The organism is Cutibacterium modestum, from assembly GCF_008326345.1.
GTDB classification, from domain to species: Bacteria; Actinomycetota; Actinomycetes; order Propionibacteriales; family Propionibacteriaceae; genus Cutibacterium; species Cutibacterium modestum.
The window spans coordinates 106596-123317 of sequence record NZ_BJEN01000004.1; the positions used below are offsets into that span (position 1 = coordinate 106596).

The 16722-nt window shown below is 60.6% G+C and carries 18 protein-coding genes and 3 pseudogenes; 10 read left to right on the forward strand and 11 right to left on the reverse strand.

Annotated features, from left to right (window positions below):
• Positions 1 to 90 precede the first annotated feature (90 nt).
• The 3 genes from F1563_RS12030 to F1563_RS12040 are packed head-to-tail and all read right to left on the reverse strand — an operon-like array spanning position 91 to position 1319.
• On the reverse strand, positions 91 to 666 hold the full coding sequence (locus tag F1563_RS12030; protein WP_107528660.1) for a neutral zinc metallopeptidase: 576 nt from the start codon (positions 664 to 666) through the stop codon (positions 91 to 93).
• Positions 667 to 675: 9 nt separating this feature from the next.
• Positions 676 to 948 carry a neutral zinc metallopeptidase gene (locus F1563_RS14455; RefSeq protein ID WP_002527038.1) on the reverse strand — a complete coding sequence of 91 codons (273 nt, stop codon included), beginning with the start codon at positions 946 to 948 and terminating at the stop codon, positions 676 to 678.
• 11 nt (positions 949 to 959) lie between these two features.
• Positions 960 to 1319 carry a hypothetical protein gene (locus tag F1563_RS12040; RefSeq protein WP_002527037.1) on the reverse strand — a complete coding sequence of 120 codons (360 nt, stop codon included), beginning with the start codon at positions 1317 to 1319 and terminating at the stop codon, positions 960 to 962.
• Between the two features lie 18 nt (positions 1320 to 1337).
• Between F1563_RS12040 and F1563_RS12045 the strand changes: the two genes are divergently transcribed.
• The 3 genes and pseudogenes from F1563_RS12045 to F1563_RS15000 all read left to right on the forward strand — a co-directional run.
• On the forward strand, positions 1338 to 1838 hold the full coding sequence (locus F1563_RS12045) for a GNAT family N-acetyltransferase (RefSeq protein ID WP_007433544.1): 501 nt from the start codon (positions 1338 to 1340) through the stop codon (positions 1836 to 1838).
• Positions 1839 to 1896: 58 nt separating this feature from the next.
• Positions 1897 to 3495 (forward strand): ABC-F family ATP-binding cassette domain-containing protein, encoded by a 1599-nt coding sequence (locus F1563_RS12050; RefSeq protein WP_002527035.1) that lies wholly within the window; start codon positions 1897 to 1899, stop codon positions 3493 to 3495.
• A gap of 60 nt (positions 3496 to 3555) precedes the next feature.
• Positions 3556 to 3687, forward strand: a pseudogene (locus F1563_RS15000) (helix-turn-helix domain-containing protein); the annotation flags it as partial.
• A gap of 27 nt (positions 3688 to 3714) precedes the next feature.
• Here F1563_RS15000 and F1563_RS12055 read toward each other — a convergent pair.
• The 3 genes from F1563_RS12055 to F1563_RS12065 all read right to left on the reverse strand — a co-directional run bounded on the left by F1563_RS12055 (position 3715) and on the right by F1563_RS12065 (position 5682).
• Positions 3715 to 4536, reverse strand: coding sequence for a methyltransferase domain-containing protein (locus tag F1563_RS12055; protein WP_007433543.1), 822 nt, complete (start codon positions 4534 to 4536; stop codon positions 3715 to 3717).
• Positions 4533 to 5360: an SURF1 family cytochrome oxidase biogenesis protein gene (locus tag F1563_RS12060; protein ID WP_172623709.1), complete on the reverse strand. Its 828-nt coding sequence runs from the start codon at positions 5358 to 5360 to the stop codon at positions 4533 to 4535. Before F1563_RS12060 ends, F1563_RS12055 begins: the two co-directional genes overlap by 4 nt.
• A 73-nt stretch (positions 5361 to 5433) precedes the next feature.
• Positions 5434 to 5682, reverse strand: a complete 249-nt coding sequence (locus F1563_RS12065) for a DUF3099 domain-containing protein (RefSeq protein ID WP_007433542.1) — start codon at positions 5680 to 5682, stop codon at positions 5434 to 5436.
• 174 nt (positions 5683 to 5856) lie between these two features.
• Here F1563_RS12065 and fabG point away from each other — a divergent pair, with 174 nt between their 5' ends.
• Positions 5857 to 6576, forward strand: coding sequence for a 3-oxoacyl-ACP reductase FabG (gene fabG / locus F1563_RS12070; RefSeq protein WP_002527031.1), 720 nt, complete (start codon positions 5857 to 5859; stop codon positions 6574 to 6576).
• A gap of 40 nt (positions 6577 to 6616) precedes the next feature.
• Positions 6617 to 7390: an enoyl-ACP reductase FabI gene (fabI, locus tag F1563_RS12075; RefSeq protein ID WP_002527030.1), complete on the forward strand. Its 774-nt coding sequence runs from the start codon at positions 6617 to 6619 to the stop codon at positions 7388 to 7390.
• Between the two features lie 4 nt (positions 7391 to 7394).
• Here fabI and F1563_RS12080 read toward each other — a convergent pair whose 3' ends face one another.
• A complete protein-coding gene (locus F1563_RS12080; protein ID WP_002527029.1) occupies positions 7395 to 8129 on the reverse strand; it encodes an Rv1486c family protein in 735 nt (244 codons plus the stop codon).
• A gap of 114 nt (positions 8130 to 8243) precedes the next feature.
• On the opposite strand from F1563_RS12080, the gene F1563_RS12085 reads away from it, so the two are divergent.
• From F1563_RS12085 to F1563_RS12095, 3 genes are all read left to right on the forward strand, one after another.
• Positions 8244 to 9029, forward strand: coding sequence for an ABC transporter ATP-binding protein (locus F1563_RS12085; protein WP_172623710.1), 786 nt, complete (start codon positions 8244 to 8246; stop codon positions 9027 to 9029).
• A gap of 25 nt (positions 9030 to 9054) precedes the next feature.
• Positions 9055 to 9522, forward strand: a complete 468-nt coding sequence (locus F1563_RS12090; protein ID WP_002527027.1) for an NfeD family protein — start codon at positions 9055 to 9057, stop codon at positions 9520 to 9522.
• A gap of 81 nt (positions 9523 to 9603) precedes the next feature.
• Entirely contained in the window at positions 9604 to 10788 is a 1185-nt protein-coding gene (locus F1563_RS12095; protein ID WP_002527026.1) for an SPFH domain-containing protein, read from the forward strand.
• A gap of 489 nt (positions 10789 to 11277) precedes the next feature.
• Here F1563_RS12095 and F1563_RS12105 read toward each other — a convergent pair.
• Positions 11278 to 12265, reverse strand: a pseudogene (locus F1563_RS12105) (bile acid:sodium symporter family protein).
• A gap of 32 nt (positions 12266 to 12297) precedes the next feature.
• On the opposite strand from F1563_RS12105, the gene F1563_RS12110 reads away from it, so the two are divergent.
• Positions 12298 to 13137 (forward strand): TrmH family RNA methyltransferase, encoded by an 840-nt coding sequence (locus F1563_RS12110; protein ID WP_002527022.1) that lies wholly within the window; start codon positions 12298 to 12300, stop codon positions 13135 to 13137.
• Here the strand turns inward: F1563_RS12110 and def are convergent.
• Positions 13121 to 13723 (reverse strand): peptide deformylase, encoded by a 603-nt coding sequence (def, locus tag F1563_RS12115; RefSeq protein WP_007433539.1) that lies wholly within the window; start codon positions 13721 to 13723, stop codon positions 13121 to 13123. The two genes, F1563_RS12110 and def, sit on opposite strands and share 17 nt — an antisense overlap.
• Positions 13724 to 13789: 66 nt before the next feature.
• A pseudogene (locus tag F1563_RS13750) lies at positions 13790 to 14851 on the reverse strand (lactonase family protein).
• Positions 14852 to 15038: 187 nt separating this feature from the next.
• On the opposite strand from F1563_RS13750, the gene F1563_RS12135 reads away from it, so the two are divergent.
• The gene (locus tag F1563_RS12135) at positions 15039 to 15761 is read left to right on the forward strand and encodes a M23 family metallopeptidase (RefSeq protein ID WP_084001949.1); all 723 of its coding nucleotides are present in this window, start codon (positions 15039 to 15041) and stop codon (positions 15759 to 15761) included.
• Here F1563_RS12135 and F1563_RS12140 read toward each other — a convergent pair.
• Positions 15681 to 16628, reverse strand: a complete 948-nt coding sequence (locus F1563_RS12140) for a tyrosine recombinase XerC (protein ID WP_002527017.1) — start codon at positions 16626 to 16628, stop codon at positions 15681 to 15683. The two genes, F1563_RS12135 and F1563_RS12140, sit on opposite strands and share 81 nt — an antisense overlap.
• Between the last annotated feature and the right edge of the window lie 94 nt (positions 16629 to 16722).

Consider the following 16722-nt stretch of genomic DNA (forward strand, 5'->3'; position numbering starts at 1 on the left):
GCCGTGTACATTCCTAGTGTATTCGCTGGCCGCGAACGCCGCAGCTGAAATTGTTCAAACGCCGTGAGGAGGCTGCGGGCGAGATTCTCGTCACCTCAGATTGCTCGTGGAAAAGGTGTCGCACTTGGCCGGATTGCCAGTATCGAAACCGCGCTGCGCCCAGTGGACGCGCATATGCGAGGAGCCATGAGTCCATTTATCGGGTTGCACACTACCGCTGGACTGATGCTGGATGTGATCGTCACCGACAGCTCGCGCGGCTTCAACGACCTTCGTTAGGTTGTCGCATGTGACATTGTCAATGACGTCGTCTCTATTTTGCGACGTCCACTTGAGGTACGCGTCGGCATAGCAGTCGGCTTGCAGTTCGAGGCGCACCGACGCTGACTTTGGTTCCGTCTGGTCGCCTGATGCGTGAGCCTTGGACAAGGTCCCCAGCAGATCCTGGGCGTGGTGACCGTATTCGTGAGCCATGATGTAGGCCTCAGCTGCGGCCGATGACTGGGTGCCAAGCTGCTTAAGCAGGGTGCCAAGGAAGTCGGTGTCCAGATACACCAGCTTATCTGGTGGGCAGTAGAACGGCCCAGTCTGGGCATCGGCATAGCCACAGCCAGTGCGGGCGGAATATCTGAAAGGAGCCGTCTTAGCCGAGGTGTAGCCGTCGATCTGAGTTGCTCAATACTGGTTGATACTGGTGGCGTAGGCGGCCCATCGACAGTTGGGGTCTTTTTTGACGTCTGCGCCGGTACGGCAGGCCGCACGCGAACTGGTCGGGGCCGTCTGTGGTCCCGGGCTGGACCCGAGCAGATCGCCCGGATTGATTCCTAGCAGCACAGCAACGATGAGAACGCTGACTCCAGCTCCACCTCCGATGGCGATACGCCCACCACCACCGCTAGGGGAACCGATAGAACCAGGATCGATACCTGCGTCGTTTTTGAAATCCATGATGTCCCCTCCTAGACGGCGAGCCAGAAAAAGACACCGGCGCTGACGAGAACGGCCGGGATGACGATAGCGAGCAGGTGCCACCAGCGCTTCTCTAACCAGATCTGCGTCAAGACTCCGACGATGAACCCGAGGACGGCTAGGGCGGCCACCGAACACCAGTACATGACGGGTTCACCACGCTGACAGACTCCGGCAGCCTGATCGCACAACGACCACCACGCGAGGTACCCGAAAATGCCCAGCCCGAGGACGGCGACGATGACACCACAGATGACGAGGATGAGGTACCTACGCCAGGAGCGGGTGACGTCTGCCAGATCAGTGTCGTCGTCTGGTGCTGCTCGGCGTGGTGTGCTCATGTACGACATTCTGTCAAGATGTGGAGCATGATGTCTTCTTCGGTGCGGGGAAATGGCGGCGAGACGATCGGGGCAGACCTTCAACCGGGCACTGTAGACCTTCATTGCGCACCCGCCATGAGCATGGATACGACCACCCTTTACCAATGCCTGTGGCTGCGCAGCGCCGTGTTCAATGGGGAGCAACAGTGTACTGAGCCAGATCTGGACGGGCGTGAACTCGAATCTACGACGATCCTGGTGTGGGCGTCGGTCAGCGGTCGTCCAGTCGGCACGTTGCGTATTCTTGATGACGCAGACCACGTCGTTATTGGACGATTGGCCGTCGATGCTGCCCATCGGGGTTTGCATATCGGCCGCCGGATGATGGATTTCGCCCTGGAGACTGCTGGTGTCGATGGCCGGGATGTCGCCTTGCACGCCCAGTCGTATCTCGAGAACTGGTACCGCGATTTCGGGTTCGTTGTCACCGGCCCGCATTTTGAGGAGGCTGGGATCGACCACGTCCCGATGATTCTGCGGCGCTAAAGGCACCGGGACTGGCGACCATTTGTCCCCGGCCGCCAGAACGGGAGAAGATGGCCCGGTGCTGCAGGTCAAGGATGTGGAGGTGCGAGTCGGAGCCCGGCTCCTGCTCAACCCGGTGAGTTTTCAGGTAGCTACCGGGGACAAGATCGGTCTAGTGGGCCGTAACGGCGCCGGGAAAACGACCCTCACGCGCGTCTTAGCCGGTGAAACCCTCCCCGCAGCAGGTTCAGTGCGTCGCACCGGCGACCTCGACTACCTGCCACAGGACCCCCGCGACCCCGATATGGACACGATCGCGAGGGCACGAATCCTGTCAGCACGAGGCCTGGACCACATGCTGGAGCGGATGCGCACCCTGGAAGACCAGATGGCGAACGGTTCCGAGGAGGACCGAGCTGTCGCGATGGACAAGTACGCCAAGGCTGAAGACCGCCTCATCGCGGCCGGTGGCTATGGCGCCTCCGCGGAAGCGGCTCGAATCGCGTCGAACCTGGGGCTTGACGACCGCGTCCTGTCCCAGCCGCTGAAGAACCTTTCGGGTGGTCAACGCCGTCGCGTCGAGTTGGCGCGCATCCTCTTTTCTGGAGCAGATACCTTGCTCCTTGACGAGCCCACGAACCACCTGGACGCTGACTCCATCGTCTGGTTACGCGGTTTTCTGCAGTCCTACTCGGGTGGGGTCCTCATGATCTCCCACAACACCGAGCTGGTGGAGGCCACCGTCAATAAGGTCTTCCACCTTGACGCTAACCGCGCCACCCTCGACATCTACTCTATGGGTTGGAAGCTTTACCTCGAGCAGCGAGCTGCTGATGAGAAGCGTCGTCATAAAGAAAGAATCAACGCCCAGCGTAAAGCTGCCGCCCTTCAGGCCCAGGCCGACAAACTGCATGCGAAGGCGACCAAGGCCGTCGCAGCGCAGCAGATGGCCCGGCGTGCCGAGAAGTTACTTGCGGGAGTTGAGGGGGAGAGGGTCGTCGACAAGGTAGCCACCATCCGCTTCCCCGATCCGGCCCCGTGCGGTAAGACCCCGCTCACAGCACGGAACCTCACCAAGACCTATGGGTCCCTGGAGGTTTTTACCGGGGTAGACCTCAATATCGACCGCGGCTCCCAGGTTGTCGTCCTCGGGCTTAATGGCGCTGGCAAAACGACTCTGCTGCGGATCTTGGCAGGTAAAGAGGCTCCGGATACTGGAGAGGTCATCGCTGGGCACGGGCTCAAACTCGGATACTTTGCCCAGGAGCATGATCTGCTTGACATGGATCGCACTGTGCTGGAGAACATGGCTAGTTCCGCGACTGACCTCAATGGGACTGAGATGCGCAAGGTACTCGGGTCTTTCTTGTTCACCGGTGACGATGTGCACAAACCGGCTGGGGTGCTGTCGGGTGGCGAAAAGACACGTCTGGCCCTGGCTACTCTGGTCCTCTCCTCGGCCAATGTGCTGCTCCTCGATGAGCCAACAAATAACCTCGATCCTGCCAGCCGAGCACAGGTTCTCGACGCCATCGGAAACTTCGGCGGAGCTATCGTCCTCGTCACCCACGACGAGGGAGCGGTCCACGCCCTAGACCCCGATCGTGTGCTCGTCCTGCCGGACGGCACCGAGGATATGTGGAGCGCTGACTACGCCGAACTTATCAGTCTGGCCTGATATCGCGGCACCATGCCCTGCTATCCCGTAACATGACGGCGCTAGGGGTGGCGTCGAGTCTCGTTCCGCAAGAAGGACAAGGCGACTCTCAACAAGCGTCGCGCCAAGGCAGAAAAAGCTAAGCGTAAGCTGCGTAAGGCGCGTCGTCAGTTTGACAAGACCGGACACAGCGCTGATAACCCTCAGTTTTGAGCAGAGTCTTTCTGGTAAAAGCCGTGTTCAGCGGGGGGATAAAACCGTTACTTCGACCGCTGATGTGACGGACATAGCATCGACATAAGTCGTGCGGACGTGGTGGGCGCTAGGCCCCATTGCCACGGCGGCAGAGGCAGCCGCTGCGTCGAGAGGAACGTCCGCTCGCACCTTTTCGTGATTGACAACGCTAAACCGTGATGCCAATGCAGCCATGAGTTGGTCGTGCTTGTGGGGTTGTATGCCAAGCATCCCGGTGCGTTCGCGCAGCTGTTGCAAATGGTTGGGAAGCGGAGTGACGACGACGAGGATCCCGTCAGGCTTCACGATGCGTACGAATTCCTCACGGTTGCGAGGCGCAAAGACGCACAACACGGCATCCATACAGTTGGTGCGGATGGGTAATCCAGCCCAGGTATCGGCAACCACTGCTGCCATCCGGCGATGAGCTTTCGCCGCTCGCTGGATCGCTGGCTTCGAGACGTCAGATGCCAGACCGTGGGAGTCGGGATGAGCGTCGAGCACCTGGGCTAGGTGATAGCCGGTCCCAGCGCCGACCTCGACAATGCGATGACGACCGGTGAGAACCTCAACTAGCCGAGCATCGAGGTCACGGAACAGCCCGGCGTCTAACACTCTCTGACGGGCTGCAATCATCTCGACGGTATCAGCATTTGCCCCAGCCGGTGCGCTCGTCATGGTGACGTAACCTTGCTTCGCGATATCGAGGCAGTGGTGTTCTGGACAGCGAAGGGACCTCCCGTCAAGGGTCAACGGGTTTTCGTGGCAATGCCGCTGACAGGTGGGGCAGATCAGCCACGGCAGAGCCAAAGACAGCGTCGACGTCACGTGTGGCCCCCTGGTCTCCTCGCGTTGTGGCCCGGCGGCATGTCATGTTGATTCGCCTTGTCCTGGGCAGGTCGTTGAGCGGCGGCGCGAGCCTCTTTGGCCCGGCGTTTGCGTCGGTCTTTAACGTCTCCTCGGATGAGGACGAACAGCCCAATGACCGCGATAGCCGTGAAACAAAACCACTGGATGGCATAGGACAGGTGGGGGCCATCATCAAGGTGTGGAAGCTCTTTGGGAACCAGGTCACGTTGCGCTGGTGTCATCGACATTGCTGAGATGTATCCGCTGACGTACTCGATTTCTTGCGCCTTACCAATAGCGTCGGAGTTAATGAGACGAACCTTGCCTTTGACGGGATCGGTGGCGGTGGGTTTTCCGTTCTCGTTGCCTTTGACGAGGCCAGTCACCGTCACGGTTCCGCCGGGGGCTGGAGGTAGGGGCTGCGTGTCGCCTTCTTGTGAGGAGCGTTTGAGGAAGCCGCGATCCACGAGGACGTGACGGCCGTCCTTCGTGACGATAGGGGTGACGACTTCTGACCCGTCGTCGTCACCGTTACTGCGGTAACGCACTTGAAGTTTGTGTGCAGTATCGAAAGTGCCAGTGATGGTGACGGGTCGCCACTGTTGCTTCGACGTCACCTCATGGTCGCCCATAAGGGTCGACCACTCGATCGGCGGTTTGCTGTGGTTGGTGCGGATGACGTCATTGGCTTCGCGACGTCCTGATAACCGGTGCAGCTGCCACTGCCCCAGCCGGATCATGACCAGGCCCAGGACAATGACGACGAGGACCATCGCCACCCATCTTACCCACAGTTTCTTCACCTTATCGAGCCTAGTTGGTCGGTTCGCGGTGGTGCCTCATGACCGGGCTGCGTTACCTGCTGTGTCTGTGCGCTCAGCCCTCGTCGACTTCGCCGTGAATGGTCATAGCCGGGCCCAGCTCGCTATGAGGTTTTTCGCCGTGCTGAGACGACAGAGTATCAGTGGTGCGTCGGTTGACAGCATTGCCAAGTACGACGGCGACGGCAGGAATGACGGCTGCCCCCAACAGGAAACTCCACCGCCACGGGCTTGGGGTGATGACGAGGCCGATAAAGCACACCGTCCGCACAAGCATCGACCATAGGTAGCGCCGTTGACGCATCTCCAGGTCTTCGCTTGCTGATCTCTTGGCAGACGTGATCGAATGCCGGGCATCCTGGTGCCCTCGACGCCACCGGACCCGTGCTGCGTCACTCACCCGTCCAGCCTAGGCCCGTCGTGTCGATCAGGTTGAACCTTCCCAATTCTTGGTGGTGGCGTGCGATAGGTTCATTCTATGAGTCCAGACACCCCAGGGCGCGTCGCCCTTGTCACCGGCGGGTCGCGCGGTATCGGTGCCGCAATTGCCGCAGATCTGCACGCACAGGGATACCGAGTGGCTGCAACGAGTCGCTCGGCCACCGCACCCGAGGGGGTGCTGCCGATTGCCTGCGACGTTACCGACGCCGGCTCGGTCGACGCGGCGTTCAACCGGGTCGAGCAGGAGCTTGGCCCGGTTGAGGCGCTGGTTGCTAATGCCGGTATTACTCGGGACGGACTGGTGGCCTGTATGACGGAGGAGGATTTCACCGAGGTCCTTGATACGAATCTCACCGGTGCGTACCGCGTTATCCGCCGCGCTGCCAGGGCGATGACCCGGGCCCGTTTTGGCCGCATCGTCTTGACCTCCTCGGTGGTGGGTCTGCTCGGTTCCCCCGGGCAGGTCAACTATGCGGCGTCGAAGGCTGGAATGCTCGGTATGGCACGTTCTATAACCCGTGAACTCGGCTCCCGCGGCATTACCTGCAACCTGGTCGCACCCGGTTTCATCTCTACTGACATGACCGACGCACTGCCGGAGAAGGTCGTTGAGGGATATCTCGAGCGCATTCCTGCCAAGCGGTTGGGGTCGGTCGACGATGTTGTTGCGGTCGTCCGGTTTCTTGTCTCCGATTCCGCTGGTTACGTCTCTGGGGCCGTGATTCCTGTCGACGGCGGACTCGGCATGGGCCACTGACACCCTCACATTACCCATCATTGACCGGAAGGACATCACTATGGGGCTTCTTGAAGGACGCACCGTTCTCGTCACAGGCGTGACGATGCACACTTCCATTGCTTTTAAGGTGGCCCAGATCGCCCAAGATGAAGGCGCCCGGGTCATCGTCTCAAACTTGCCGCGTGCCGTCGGCGTCACCCGTCGAGCTGTTCGCAAGCTCGATCCAGTGCCAGAAGTGCTCGAACTTGATGTCACTGACGCCGACCAGCTTGCCGCTTTACCCCATCAGCTGCGCGATCTCGGGGTGGAGAAGCTCGACGGTGTCGTCCACGCCATCGCCTTCGCTAACCCCAAGACGGCCCTGGGTGGCAAGTTTCTCGAGACTGAATGGGACGACGTTTCGGTCGCTGTCCATACCTCCACGTACTCGTATGTTTCCTTGATTACCGCCCTCAATGACATGCTCGCCGAGCATGCCGCGGTCGTCGGTCTGACCTTTGACGCGACGGTCTCCTGGCCCTTTTACGACTGGATGGGCGTGGCCAAGGCGGGGCTGGAATCGGCAAACCGCTACCTGGCCCGGTACCTGGGCCCCCAAGGCGTGCGCTGCAACCTTGTGTCTGCTGGCCCTCTGGACACCATGGCTAAAACAGCCATTCCGGGCGCTGATGCTTTCAACGGTCTGTGGAGCGAGCGTGCCCCGCTTGGCTGGGACACCAAGGACACCACGCCAGCGGCCAAGGGAATCGTCGCCCTTTTGTCTGACTGGTTCCCCGCTACTACCGGCGAAATGATCCACGTCGATGGTGGAATGGGCTCGACCGGGGCTTGACCTGTTAGACCAGCGGCCACGAAGTGGCTGCGGTCACAGCTTGGGAGGCGGCGTTGCGTAATTGGCGCAGCGCCGTTTCTCGCGTTTGTGCTCCATAGGCGGTAATCATGGTTGATTCCCGTCCGGCATCGCAGGCCATCATTACAGTCCATGCCGAGTCGAGGAGACGCTGATCGGCTGGACGATGACCGGTGAGGTGCGGAGCCACGACGTCCGAACGATTCCCTGCCACCATGCCTAGATCGGTGAGCTGAGCAGCTGTCGCAGAGACGGCCGATCTCAGTAGGGGATCGGCGTCGGCAGGGGTAGGAGGCGGTAGAGGAGCGGCACCCCGGACGATGGTCCACTGCATTGCCGAACCCACCGGATGAGGGATCCACGCGGTCCCGGCGGGCATGGTGGTAGAGCCTTGATGGCAGACAACAACTGCACCGGCGTCGAGAGCGGCTCGGTTGACCTGAGCTGGACCGCGCAAACCGGCAAGCTGGCCTGGGACAGGCAGGAGCAGGCCCCACAGCACGGGAATGTCGCGGGGGTCGTGGGAGATCCGGGCCAGAGCCATCCGGATGGGAACCGACGACAACGGATCATGCTCGAATAGGCCGAGCACCTCATCGGGATCGTGGACATGGTGGGCCGCTGCCATTCTCAGTAGCTCCGCCTCGGCATGGGGAGCGGTGGTGCGGCCGGCACACAGGTCGTTGAGAAGGCAGGTTAGACGGCAGCAGATGTCGAGCACTCGCCTAGACTAAACGCCTACTCCTTATGGTAAGGCTAGGCGGCTCCCGCGCTGCCGAGTTATTCTCTGCGCGACAGCCCTTATATGTCGTTGGCACACGGTAAGTTCTTCCCCATGAGTGCAGTGGCGCAGCTGGCAGGCGTGGGAGTTCGTCGTGGGGATCGTTGGATTCTCGACAATGTCGACCTCGACGTCGTGGATGGTCAGCGTTGGGTGCTGGTCGGGCCTAATGGGGCAGGTAAGACGACCCTTCTGCAGGTCCTGGGGGCTCAGCTTTATCCCACTGCGGGACTGGTGGAGATTCTCGATGAGATCCTTGGTGCGGTCGATGTGTTTGAATTGCGACCCCGCATCGGGATGGCGTCTTCGGCGTTAGCCCACCGCATTCCGGAATCGGAACAGGTTGGCAATATTGTGGTCTCGGCGGCCTGGGCCGTCGTGGGTCGTTGGCGTGAGGCTTACGACGACCAGGATGTAGCCCGTGCCGGCGCTTTGCTGGAGCGGATGGGACTCGTCGGGATGGTCGATCGTACCTGGGGCACCCTGAGCGAGGGGGAGCGTAAAAGGGTCGAAATAGCCCGTGCCCTCATGACTGATCCAGAACTGTTGCTGTTAGACGAGCCCGCTGCTGGTCTCGACGTAGCTGGTCGCGAGCAGCTGGTTGAGGTGCTGTCGTCTATCTTTACTGATCCTGACGCTCCGGCATCAGTCCTTGTCACCCATCATCTTGAGGAAATCCCGGCCGGAGTCACTCATGCCCTGGTTATGGCGGATGGTCGCATCGTGGCTGCCGGACCGGTGGAGACGACACTGACCTCGGAGATCCTCTCTAGTGCTTTCGGTATGCCTCTGGCGGTCAGTCACATCGACGGGCGTTGGAACGCTCGCGCGGCTCACTGACCATTATCAACGACGGGAGAGCGCCGTGTTGGAACCCTTCCACGAGCATCGCTGGTTGTTGTCGGCCGTGGTGTCCGCCGTGCTGGCATGCGCAGAGATGCTCAGCGGAGATTTCACCCTGCTCATGCTCGCTGCTGGTGCGGGCGCAGGAGCAGTCACCGCAGCGATCATTCCGGGAATGTGGTTGCTGCAGGTCCTTGTCGCTGTTGCGGTGGCAGCGTTATTGCTTGCAGTGCTGCGCCCGACTTTGCTGCGCCGGGTACGTGAGGCTCCGGGATACCGATCATCTTTGGACAAGCTAGTCGGTTCTGAGGGTGTTGCCACCAGTGAGATCACCGATGCTCACGGCCAGGCCAAGGTTGACGGTGAAGAGTGGTCGGCACGCGCTCTGGAGCCCGGGTCGACGATCGCTGCCGGGGAGAAGGTTGAGGTTTACGAGGTCGACGGTGTGACCCTTGTGGTATATCCAGTTTTCAGAAGCCTGGGTCCTTGATTTTAGACATGTAACCCTGGTCTGGGATGATGGAGGAGATGCCGGAGTCTGACCGGCACCTCAAGTAACGCAGGAGTATCCATGCCCCAGTTTATCGTCACTCTGGTGATTATCGCTGTGGTCGTCGTCGTATTGGCTTCGAGCATCAAGATTATTCACCAGCAAAAGATCGGTCTCGTTGAGCGACTCGGAAAATTCAACCGACGTCTTAACCCTGGCCCTCATCTGCTCATTCCGATCATTGACCGGGTGCAGTACAACCTCGACATGCGTGAGCAGGTTGTTCCTTTCCCGCCACAGGGGGTCATCACCGAGGACAACCTCATGGTCAACATCGACTCGGTGATCTACTTTCAGATCGTCGATCCGGAGCGTGCCGCCTATGAGGCGCAGTCTTACAAGACCGCCATCGAGCAGCTGACGATGACGACCCTGCGCAACATCATCGGTGGTATGGACATGGAGGCCGCTCTCACCAGTCGTGAAGAGATCAACCAGAAGCTTCGGTCGGTTCTCGACGAGGCCACCGGAAAGTGGGGTATCAAGGTTAACCGCGTCGAGTTGCGGGCCATTGAACCACCGCCGACCATTCGGGATGCGATGGAGAAGGGCGCGCGGGCAGAGCGCGACAAGCGAGCCGCGATTCTGTTGGCAGAGGGTCAGCGTCAGTCCCAGATCCTGTCGGCTGGCGGTGACCGCGAGTCGGCTATCCTGCGAGCTCAGGGCGACCGTGAAGCTGCGGTGCTTCGTGCCCAGGCTGATCGTCAGGCCCAAATGCTACGCGCTGAGGGCGAGGCTCAGGCCATTACGACGGTGTTTAATGCCATTCATGCTGGCCAGCCCGACCAGGGTCTGTTGGCCTACCAGTACATGCAGATGTTGCCGACCCTTGCCCGTGGCGACTCCAACAAGGTGTGGGTGGTCCCCTCTGAGTTGAACGATGCTCTGAAGGGTCTTGGCTCCTTGACGGGTAAGGACGGACACGAGCCGAGTAACGGCGGTTTCGCTGTGGCTGATCCGTCACGGTTTGCCGCGCCGGAGAAGGTTGATGTCTTTGCCGAGATCGAGGCTCAGAAAGCCGAGGAAAAGGAGGCTTCCGAGGCGACTGTCCAGCAGGCAATCCAGGAGGCTGCCAAGTTGGAAAATCCCGGGTTGTCAGGCAAGCGCAGTAGGGACGGTGGTCAGATCACCCAGGCCACGACGAAGCAGTCCGAGAAGGCCATTGCGGAGCAGGCGAGCGCATCTGTGGAGCAGCCAGGCGAGTGAGAGTAATGGTCGGTCACTGGTTCGGGTACCTCACACGGTAGGCTACCCTGTAGGTAGCTATCTGGTGGTGGCCGGGGGTGGGCACGACCACGCGTGTACCCACCCCCGTGCCGCTGCGCGTATCGCTCTCATATTCGGTACGTGCCGTTAGCTCAGCCAGTTCTGCCTCCGAGAACCGTTTCGGCACCGTTGATAATGCGTTTCTCAGTGTCCATACCGTGTTACACGAATGGCATCGCGGTAAATGGGTCCTCGTCGTGTTGGCCTCGAGCATCAAGGTCATTCACCAGTAAAAGATCGGGCTATCCAGTTCGAATTGTTCTGTGACGTCGTCCACTGCAAGGCATGCAGAACGGTTACCCTCTCGAACACGGTGGCCACGCAGATTCTGCATACTCGCGGCTTGAACACCGGTATCTCAGTTTCGTTCCTGACGAGGCGCCGCAGCGTTGAAGTCCCGCTTCCGAAACACCGGTGATCGTCAAGCCGTCATTGCTTAGCCTCCCACTGCCGCGCATAGCGGCCAGCTAGTACCCCGCAAGCTATGAGCTGGGTCAGGTGGAAGATCATGAGGGGTAGCACAATGAGGCCGACCGGCTGCCCGGCGAATAGCACTGTCGCCATTGGCAGACCGGTTGCCAGCGATTTCTTGGTGCCGCAAAACTGGATGGCGATGCGGTCGTCACGATTAAAGCCGAGCCATCCGGACCCTACCCAGGTCAACCACAGCATGAAGAACAACAGGGCCAGACATATGAAGGTCAGGACGACCATCGATGCCGGTGACACCAGGGACCACATATGTTCGCGCATACCCTCTGAAAACGCCGAATAGACGACGAGAATAATCGATCCTTGGTCGACATATTTGAGTGGTTTGCGGTGTTCGGTGACGAAATCTGCAGTCCACCGGCGTGATAGCTGGCCTAGCCACGAAGGGCAACAGCAACTGGACGATCACGTCAAGAAAGCTCGATGGCTGAATCTTGAGCCCTCCGCTCGTCGACATCAAGAGGAGGGCGAGGAGGGGCGTGAGGAAGGTCCCTAAGAGATTCGACGTGGTGGCTGCGACGATGGCTCCGGCGACGTTGCCGTGGGCGATCGAAGTGAAATTGATCGACGACTGCACCGTCGAGGGCACCAGGCAGATCCACAACATGCCGACGTAGAGGGTGCTGGGCATTCCCCAAGGGACCACACCGCGCATCGCCAACCCGATGAGCGGGAAAACGACGAAGGTGAAGGCCAGAATCGCTCCCTGCAACTTCCAGTTCTTGAGGCCGTCGAGGGTTTCGCGGGGCTCAAGCCTGGCACCGTAGAGGAAGAACAGGATGAAGATGAGGACGGTTACACCGTGCTTGACGACGGGGATTGCTGGCCCAGTTGCAGGCAGTACCGATCCGATGATTGCCGTCACCACGATGGCGAGAACGAATCCATCAATGGGTAGCTTGCGGCGCGGCATGGCAGAAGTCACCTATCCACGATAGCCACCGATAGGTTGGAGAGGTGGCAACGTTCATCGACATTGACGATCCCATCGATCCACGACTGGCCGACTATGTGAGCCTGCGTGACGTCACCCTGCGCAAGTCGCTGGAGGTCGAGCATGGGCTGTTTATCGCGGAGGGTGCTAAGGTCATTCGGCGTGCTTGCGAGGCGGGTTACCTGCCCCGGTCCTTCCTGCTGGCTCCTCGCTGGATTGACGGTTTGCGGGATCTGTTTGACGGCCTCGACGTCGAGGTTTTCGTCGTCTCCGAGGCCTTGGCTGAGCAGGTGACCGGGTTCCACGTCCACCGCGGCGCCTTAGCGTCGATGCGCCGTCAGACTCGGTGGAGCGCCGTTGACCTCATGGCGGCGCGACGCCTGGTGGTGTGCGAAGACATTGTCGACCACACCAACGTTGGGGCCATTATTCGCTGTGCGGCCGGAATCGGATGGGATGGCGTCTTGCTGGCTCCTCGCGCGGCCGACCCGCTCTACCGTCGGGCTATTAAGACATCCATGGGGACGGTTTTTCAGTTACCATGGGCCCGTCTTGAAGACTGGGCGGGAGGCCTCGACGAGCTGCGTGACCACGGTTTCACAGTGGCTGCAATGGCGCCGAGTGACGGTGCAGTCACCCTCGATGAGTTCTCCGCAGATCTGAGGCAGAACCCCCGCAAAATTGCTCTGCTCATGGGTACCGAGGGGGCAGGCCTGTCGGCTCACTGGATTAGTCAGGCCGATGTCGTGGTGCGCATCCCGATGGCTGGTGGAGTGGACTCTCTTAACGTTGCGGCTGCGGCTGCGGTCGCCTGCTACGAGCTACGCGAGGCTAACCCCTCGGGAATCAGCCCTTGGGGGTGAGGGGCCAATCGTCGGGGTACAGGTGCGCCACCGCGTCGTGTTGCTCGTCGAGCTTGCGGCGGGCGCGCTTGGACAGACGGTCACCGAATACAACGCCGTTGCAGTGGTCGGTTTCGTGCTGTAGGCATCGGGCGAAGAACCCGGTTCCGGTGACGGTGATGTCGTTGCCCCACGGATCCTGACCGCTACAGGTGGCTAAATCGGGACGCGCAAGAGACTGGAATCCGCCTGGCCAGGATAGACATCCCTCGTCGGCGGCCTCGAGGCGACGGTCGCGTCCCTCCAGCAGGGTGACGACTGGGTTGCAGAATGCGCCGTGATGGACGACGTTGTCAGCGTCGGGGCAGGCGTAAACGAACAAGGACAAGTTTACCCCGACCTGGGTAGCTGCCAGACCGACGCCGTCGGCGGCCTCCATCGTGACGAACATGTCACGGATGAGGGTCGTCAGATCCTCGTCAAACTCTGTGATTGGACGGGTCTGGGCGTGCAGGACTGGTTCCCCCCAGCGAGTCACCCGACGCAGAGCCCCACCTTTAAACAGATCCTCCCAGTGGGGGTTGTCATTGGGGGTGTGCTTGCGCATGGCTGATCTCCTGGGGTCGATAAACATCCGTGCCTGATTGTGTCACGAGTGGGCGACGGCCCGTGATCATCCGATAGTTGGGCCCACGATGACCCGTGGTCGATGATCGTCTCGACCTGCCAGCCACCGGTGCTTTCGTCACGCAGATGGACTGCGATCTGGCCTTCGTCTGGCAGTGCGACCCACACTCGGGTGCCATTTTGTGCAGTGACGGTGATGTCGCAGGGGTTCGCTCCGGTGGTATTAAACTTGTCAACTAGATTGAGATGTCCGAACCGTCCGTCCAACACCCCAATACTGCCGACCAACCTGTTGGCGACGAAATGCTGACCGTCAGGGATTGAGACGATTGCTGACGGGGCAGTTGACGCTTGAGCGCAGTGGCGTGTGCCGGTATGTGACCAGTGCCACGACGCCGTTTCTTGGACGAAACGCCACTCGCGAGCCCACATGTCGTGCCGGTAGGACGTGACCAGGTGCTCACAGTGCCTGACAACTCTCCGCTGGCAGTCAAAATCTGCCTGCATCCGTCCTCGGTGAGGGTGAGGTGGCGCGGGCCGCATCCCGCAGGAACTTTGAGAGATCCAACGATTTCGGAGCCAGCCTCGCTCCAGCGCAGAAAGTAGATGCGATCAGATCCCAGATCCGTGACGGCAAGGTGGGCGCGATCCAGCCAGGTCACCTGGTGAGCATGGGGCCTTCTTGACGGTCTGCCACCGGTCCAGGGAAGACGCAGCCCCGGCCGAGGTTGAGGATGCTTCGGACTGTTGGCTGGGTGGGGTCTGATAGGTCGACGAATTCGACCTGGCCCGAGCCGCAATTGGCCACGGCCATGAGACGCCCAGTGGGGTCGACGGCGCCGTGACAAGGCCATTGGCCTTGGAGCTGAGCGGTACCGACGACTTGAACTTCGCCTCCGGGGCGGACGACGCAGAGGGTGCTATCACGCCCGCACAGCACGACGACGAGATCGTATAGGGGGGTGACCCAGGGCGCATCGCCCAAGGGACATCTGGCCACGACGTCGGTGCGAGGCCCGTCAGGTCCTGTCGTCAACTGCCACGCGGTAATGCCTCCAGTTGCGACATCGGAGGTGCGGTAACACGCGAGAACTGGAGTGATGGCCATAGCTGGAAGCCTATTCAGGATCTGCGGTCTACCAGGTCAAATGGTGAAGGTCAGGTAGTTGTCCACAGGGGACGAAGTCCGATCTTGTTGGGTTATCCACAGTTGAAAAATTGGTTGGCGAAAATCGCGATCTCTTGCGACAACTGAAGGTACGAGGAGATCTGTCTGTATCAGCCTATTAATCATCATGGTGGGAACCTGCTTGCTGGTTTTGCCGGCTCCCAGCCACAGCGTCGCCGCCCCTCCCACGCGAGGTGTAGCGAATCGTCCGGCCCCGCCGGTGCCAGGCCCCGTCCGTAAGGGGTTTGCTCCACCTGCCGAAAGATGGCTGCCCGGTAGTAGGGGGGTGGAGTTCGCGGCCTCCGTGGGAGAACCTGTGACGACCGTGACAGCAGGGGTGGTGGTTTTTGCTGGCCAAGTCGCGGGGGCTGGGGTGGTCAGCATCCTGCTTCCTGACGGTCGCCGGACAACCCACATGCCGGTTGTACCCAGCGTTGCTGTCGGCCAGATAGTGGTGCCTGGCCAGGTCATCGGGGTTGTCGGGATGGGGCCACCATGCACCCACACCTGTTTGCACTGGGGATTGAAGAAGGGAGATGTGTATCAAAATCCCATGACGTTGTTGCAACTCCAGGTGCGGTTGCTGCCATTGGACGGTCGGCCGCACCCAGCGTCGGGGCGAGGGTTACTCATGCGGCCTCTGAGTCTGCCAGGAAGCGACGGGAAGAAAGCCCTCCCAACTGGGGTCCTGATGCCTCCGTGGCGTAGGGCCGGACGGGATGCCGCAGCAGCTATTGATGAGACAGTGACTGACGTTATCCGAGATGACTTAGGCACGCGGATGAGCCTGCCGAAAAGCCGTGCGCAATCGTTCCGTGGAAACGTGGGTGTAGATCTGCGTGGTGGCTAAGGACTCGTGGCCTAATATGTCCTGGACAGTGCGCAGATCTGCTCCGCCTTCCAAGAGATGGGTCGCCATAGCGTGGCGCAACCCGTGAGGTCCAAGGTCAGGGGAGTCTGGTTCACTACGCATGTGGGCGTGGACGACTCGCCGAACGACACGCTGATCGATACGACCGCCGCGCGCTCCCAGAAAGAGGGCCTGCCCGGAGTCCGGCCCGGCCCATTCCGCACGGCGAGGTAGCCATGTGTCGATGGCATGCAGCGCAGGCGTTCCCATGGGCACGGTGCGTTCTTTATCTCCTTTTCCGGTGACAATCACAGTTTGGCGAGACCGATCGACGTCGCCCAGGTCAAGGCCGCACAACTCGCCGACACGCAATCCGCCGCCGTAGAGGACTTCGAGGATGGCAGCGTCGCGTGCGCCTTGGGGAGTTTCATCGCTACGGGCCTGAGCCACGGCCCCATCGAGGATGTGACGAGCCTGATCGACGCCCAGAGTTGCCGGGAGACGCTTGGGTACGTTGGCCGACGTTAGCGCTGCGGTCGGATCGCAGTCAATGAGACCTTCGTTAGCTGCCCAGCGGAAAAACACTCGCGCAGCTGACCAGCGGCGCTGCATCGTAGCGGGTGAGGCACCAGCCAACCGGGTGTCGGCTAACCAAGCTCGCACTTGCGATGTGCCGATCTTGCCCAAAGCATCGTCACCGTGGGAGTGAGCGTGGCCCATGAAATCGATGAGGTCGGCTCGATAACCGCGGATCGTGTTGGGTGAGCGTCGAAGCGCCGAAAGGTGATCACAGAAGTCCTCGACGGGCACCGTCAGCGACGCAGGCAGATGTTCAGTGCCATCGGGCGTCAAGGAGGGGTCTTTCATCACATCCACTGTGGCGCGTGATTGTCAGCATGGTGGGCGGACACGCGGAGGGGTTTGGGGATCGAGCGGGTTTACGGCGATCCGTCGCATCGCC

Coding starts and splice junctions, on each gene's coding strand:
- F1563_RS12065 (WP_007433542.1), bottom strand. CDS start 5,682: ATGCGTCAACGGCGCTACCTATGGTCGATGCTTGTGCGGACGGTGTGC.
- F1563_RS12095 (WP_002527026.1), top strand. CDS start 9,604: ATGCCCCAGTTTATCGTCACTCTGGTGATTATCGCTGTGGTCGTCGTC.
- F1563_RS12135 (WP_084001949.1), top strand. CDS start 15,039: ATGGTGGGAACCTGCTTGCTGGTTTTGCCGGCTCCCAGCCACAGCGTC.
- F1563_RS12085 (WP_172623710.1), top strand. CDS start 8,244: ATGAGTGCAGTGGCGCAGCTGGCAGGCGTGGGAGTTCGTCGTGGGGAT.
- F1563_RS12040 (WP_002527037.1), bottom strand. CDS start 1,319: ATGTCGTACATGAGCACACCACGCCGAGCAGCACCAGACGACGACACT.
- F1563_RS14455 (WP_002527038.1), bottom strand. CDS start 948: ATGGATTTCAAAAACGACGCAGGTATCGATCCTGGTTCTATCGGTTCC.
- F1563_RS12140 (WP_002527017.1), bottom strand. CDS start 16,628: ATGAAAGACCCCTCCTTGACGCCCGATGGCACTGAACATCTGCCTGCG.
- fabG (WP_002527031.1), top strand. CDS start 5,857: ATGAGTCCAGACACCCCAGGGCGCGTCGCCCTTGTCACCGGCGGGTCG.
- fabI (WP_002527030.1), top strand. CDS start 6,617: ATGGGGCTTCTTGAAGGACGCACCGTTCTCGTCACAGGCGTGACGATG.
- F1563_RS12045 (WP_007433544.1), top strand. CDS start 1,338: ATGATGTCTTCTTCGGTGCGGGGAAATGGCGGCGAGACGATCGGGGCA.
- def (WP_007433539.1), bottom strand. CDS start 13,723: ATGCGCAAGCACACCCCCAATGACAACCCCCACTGGGAGGATCTGTTT.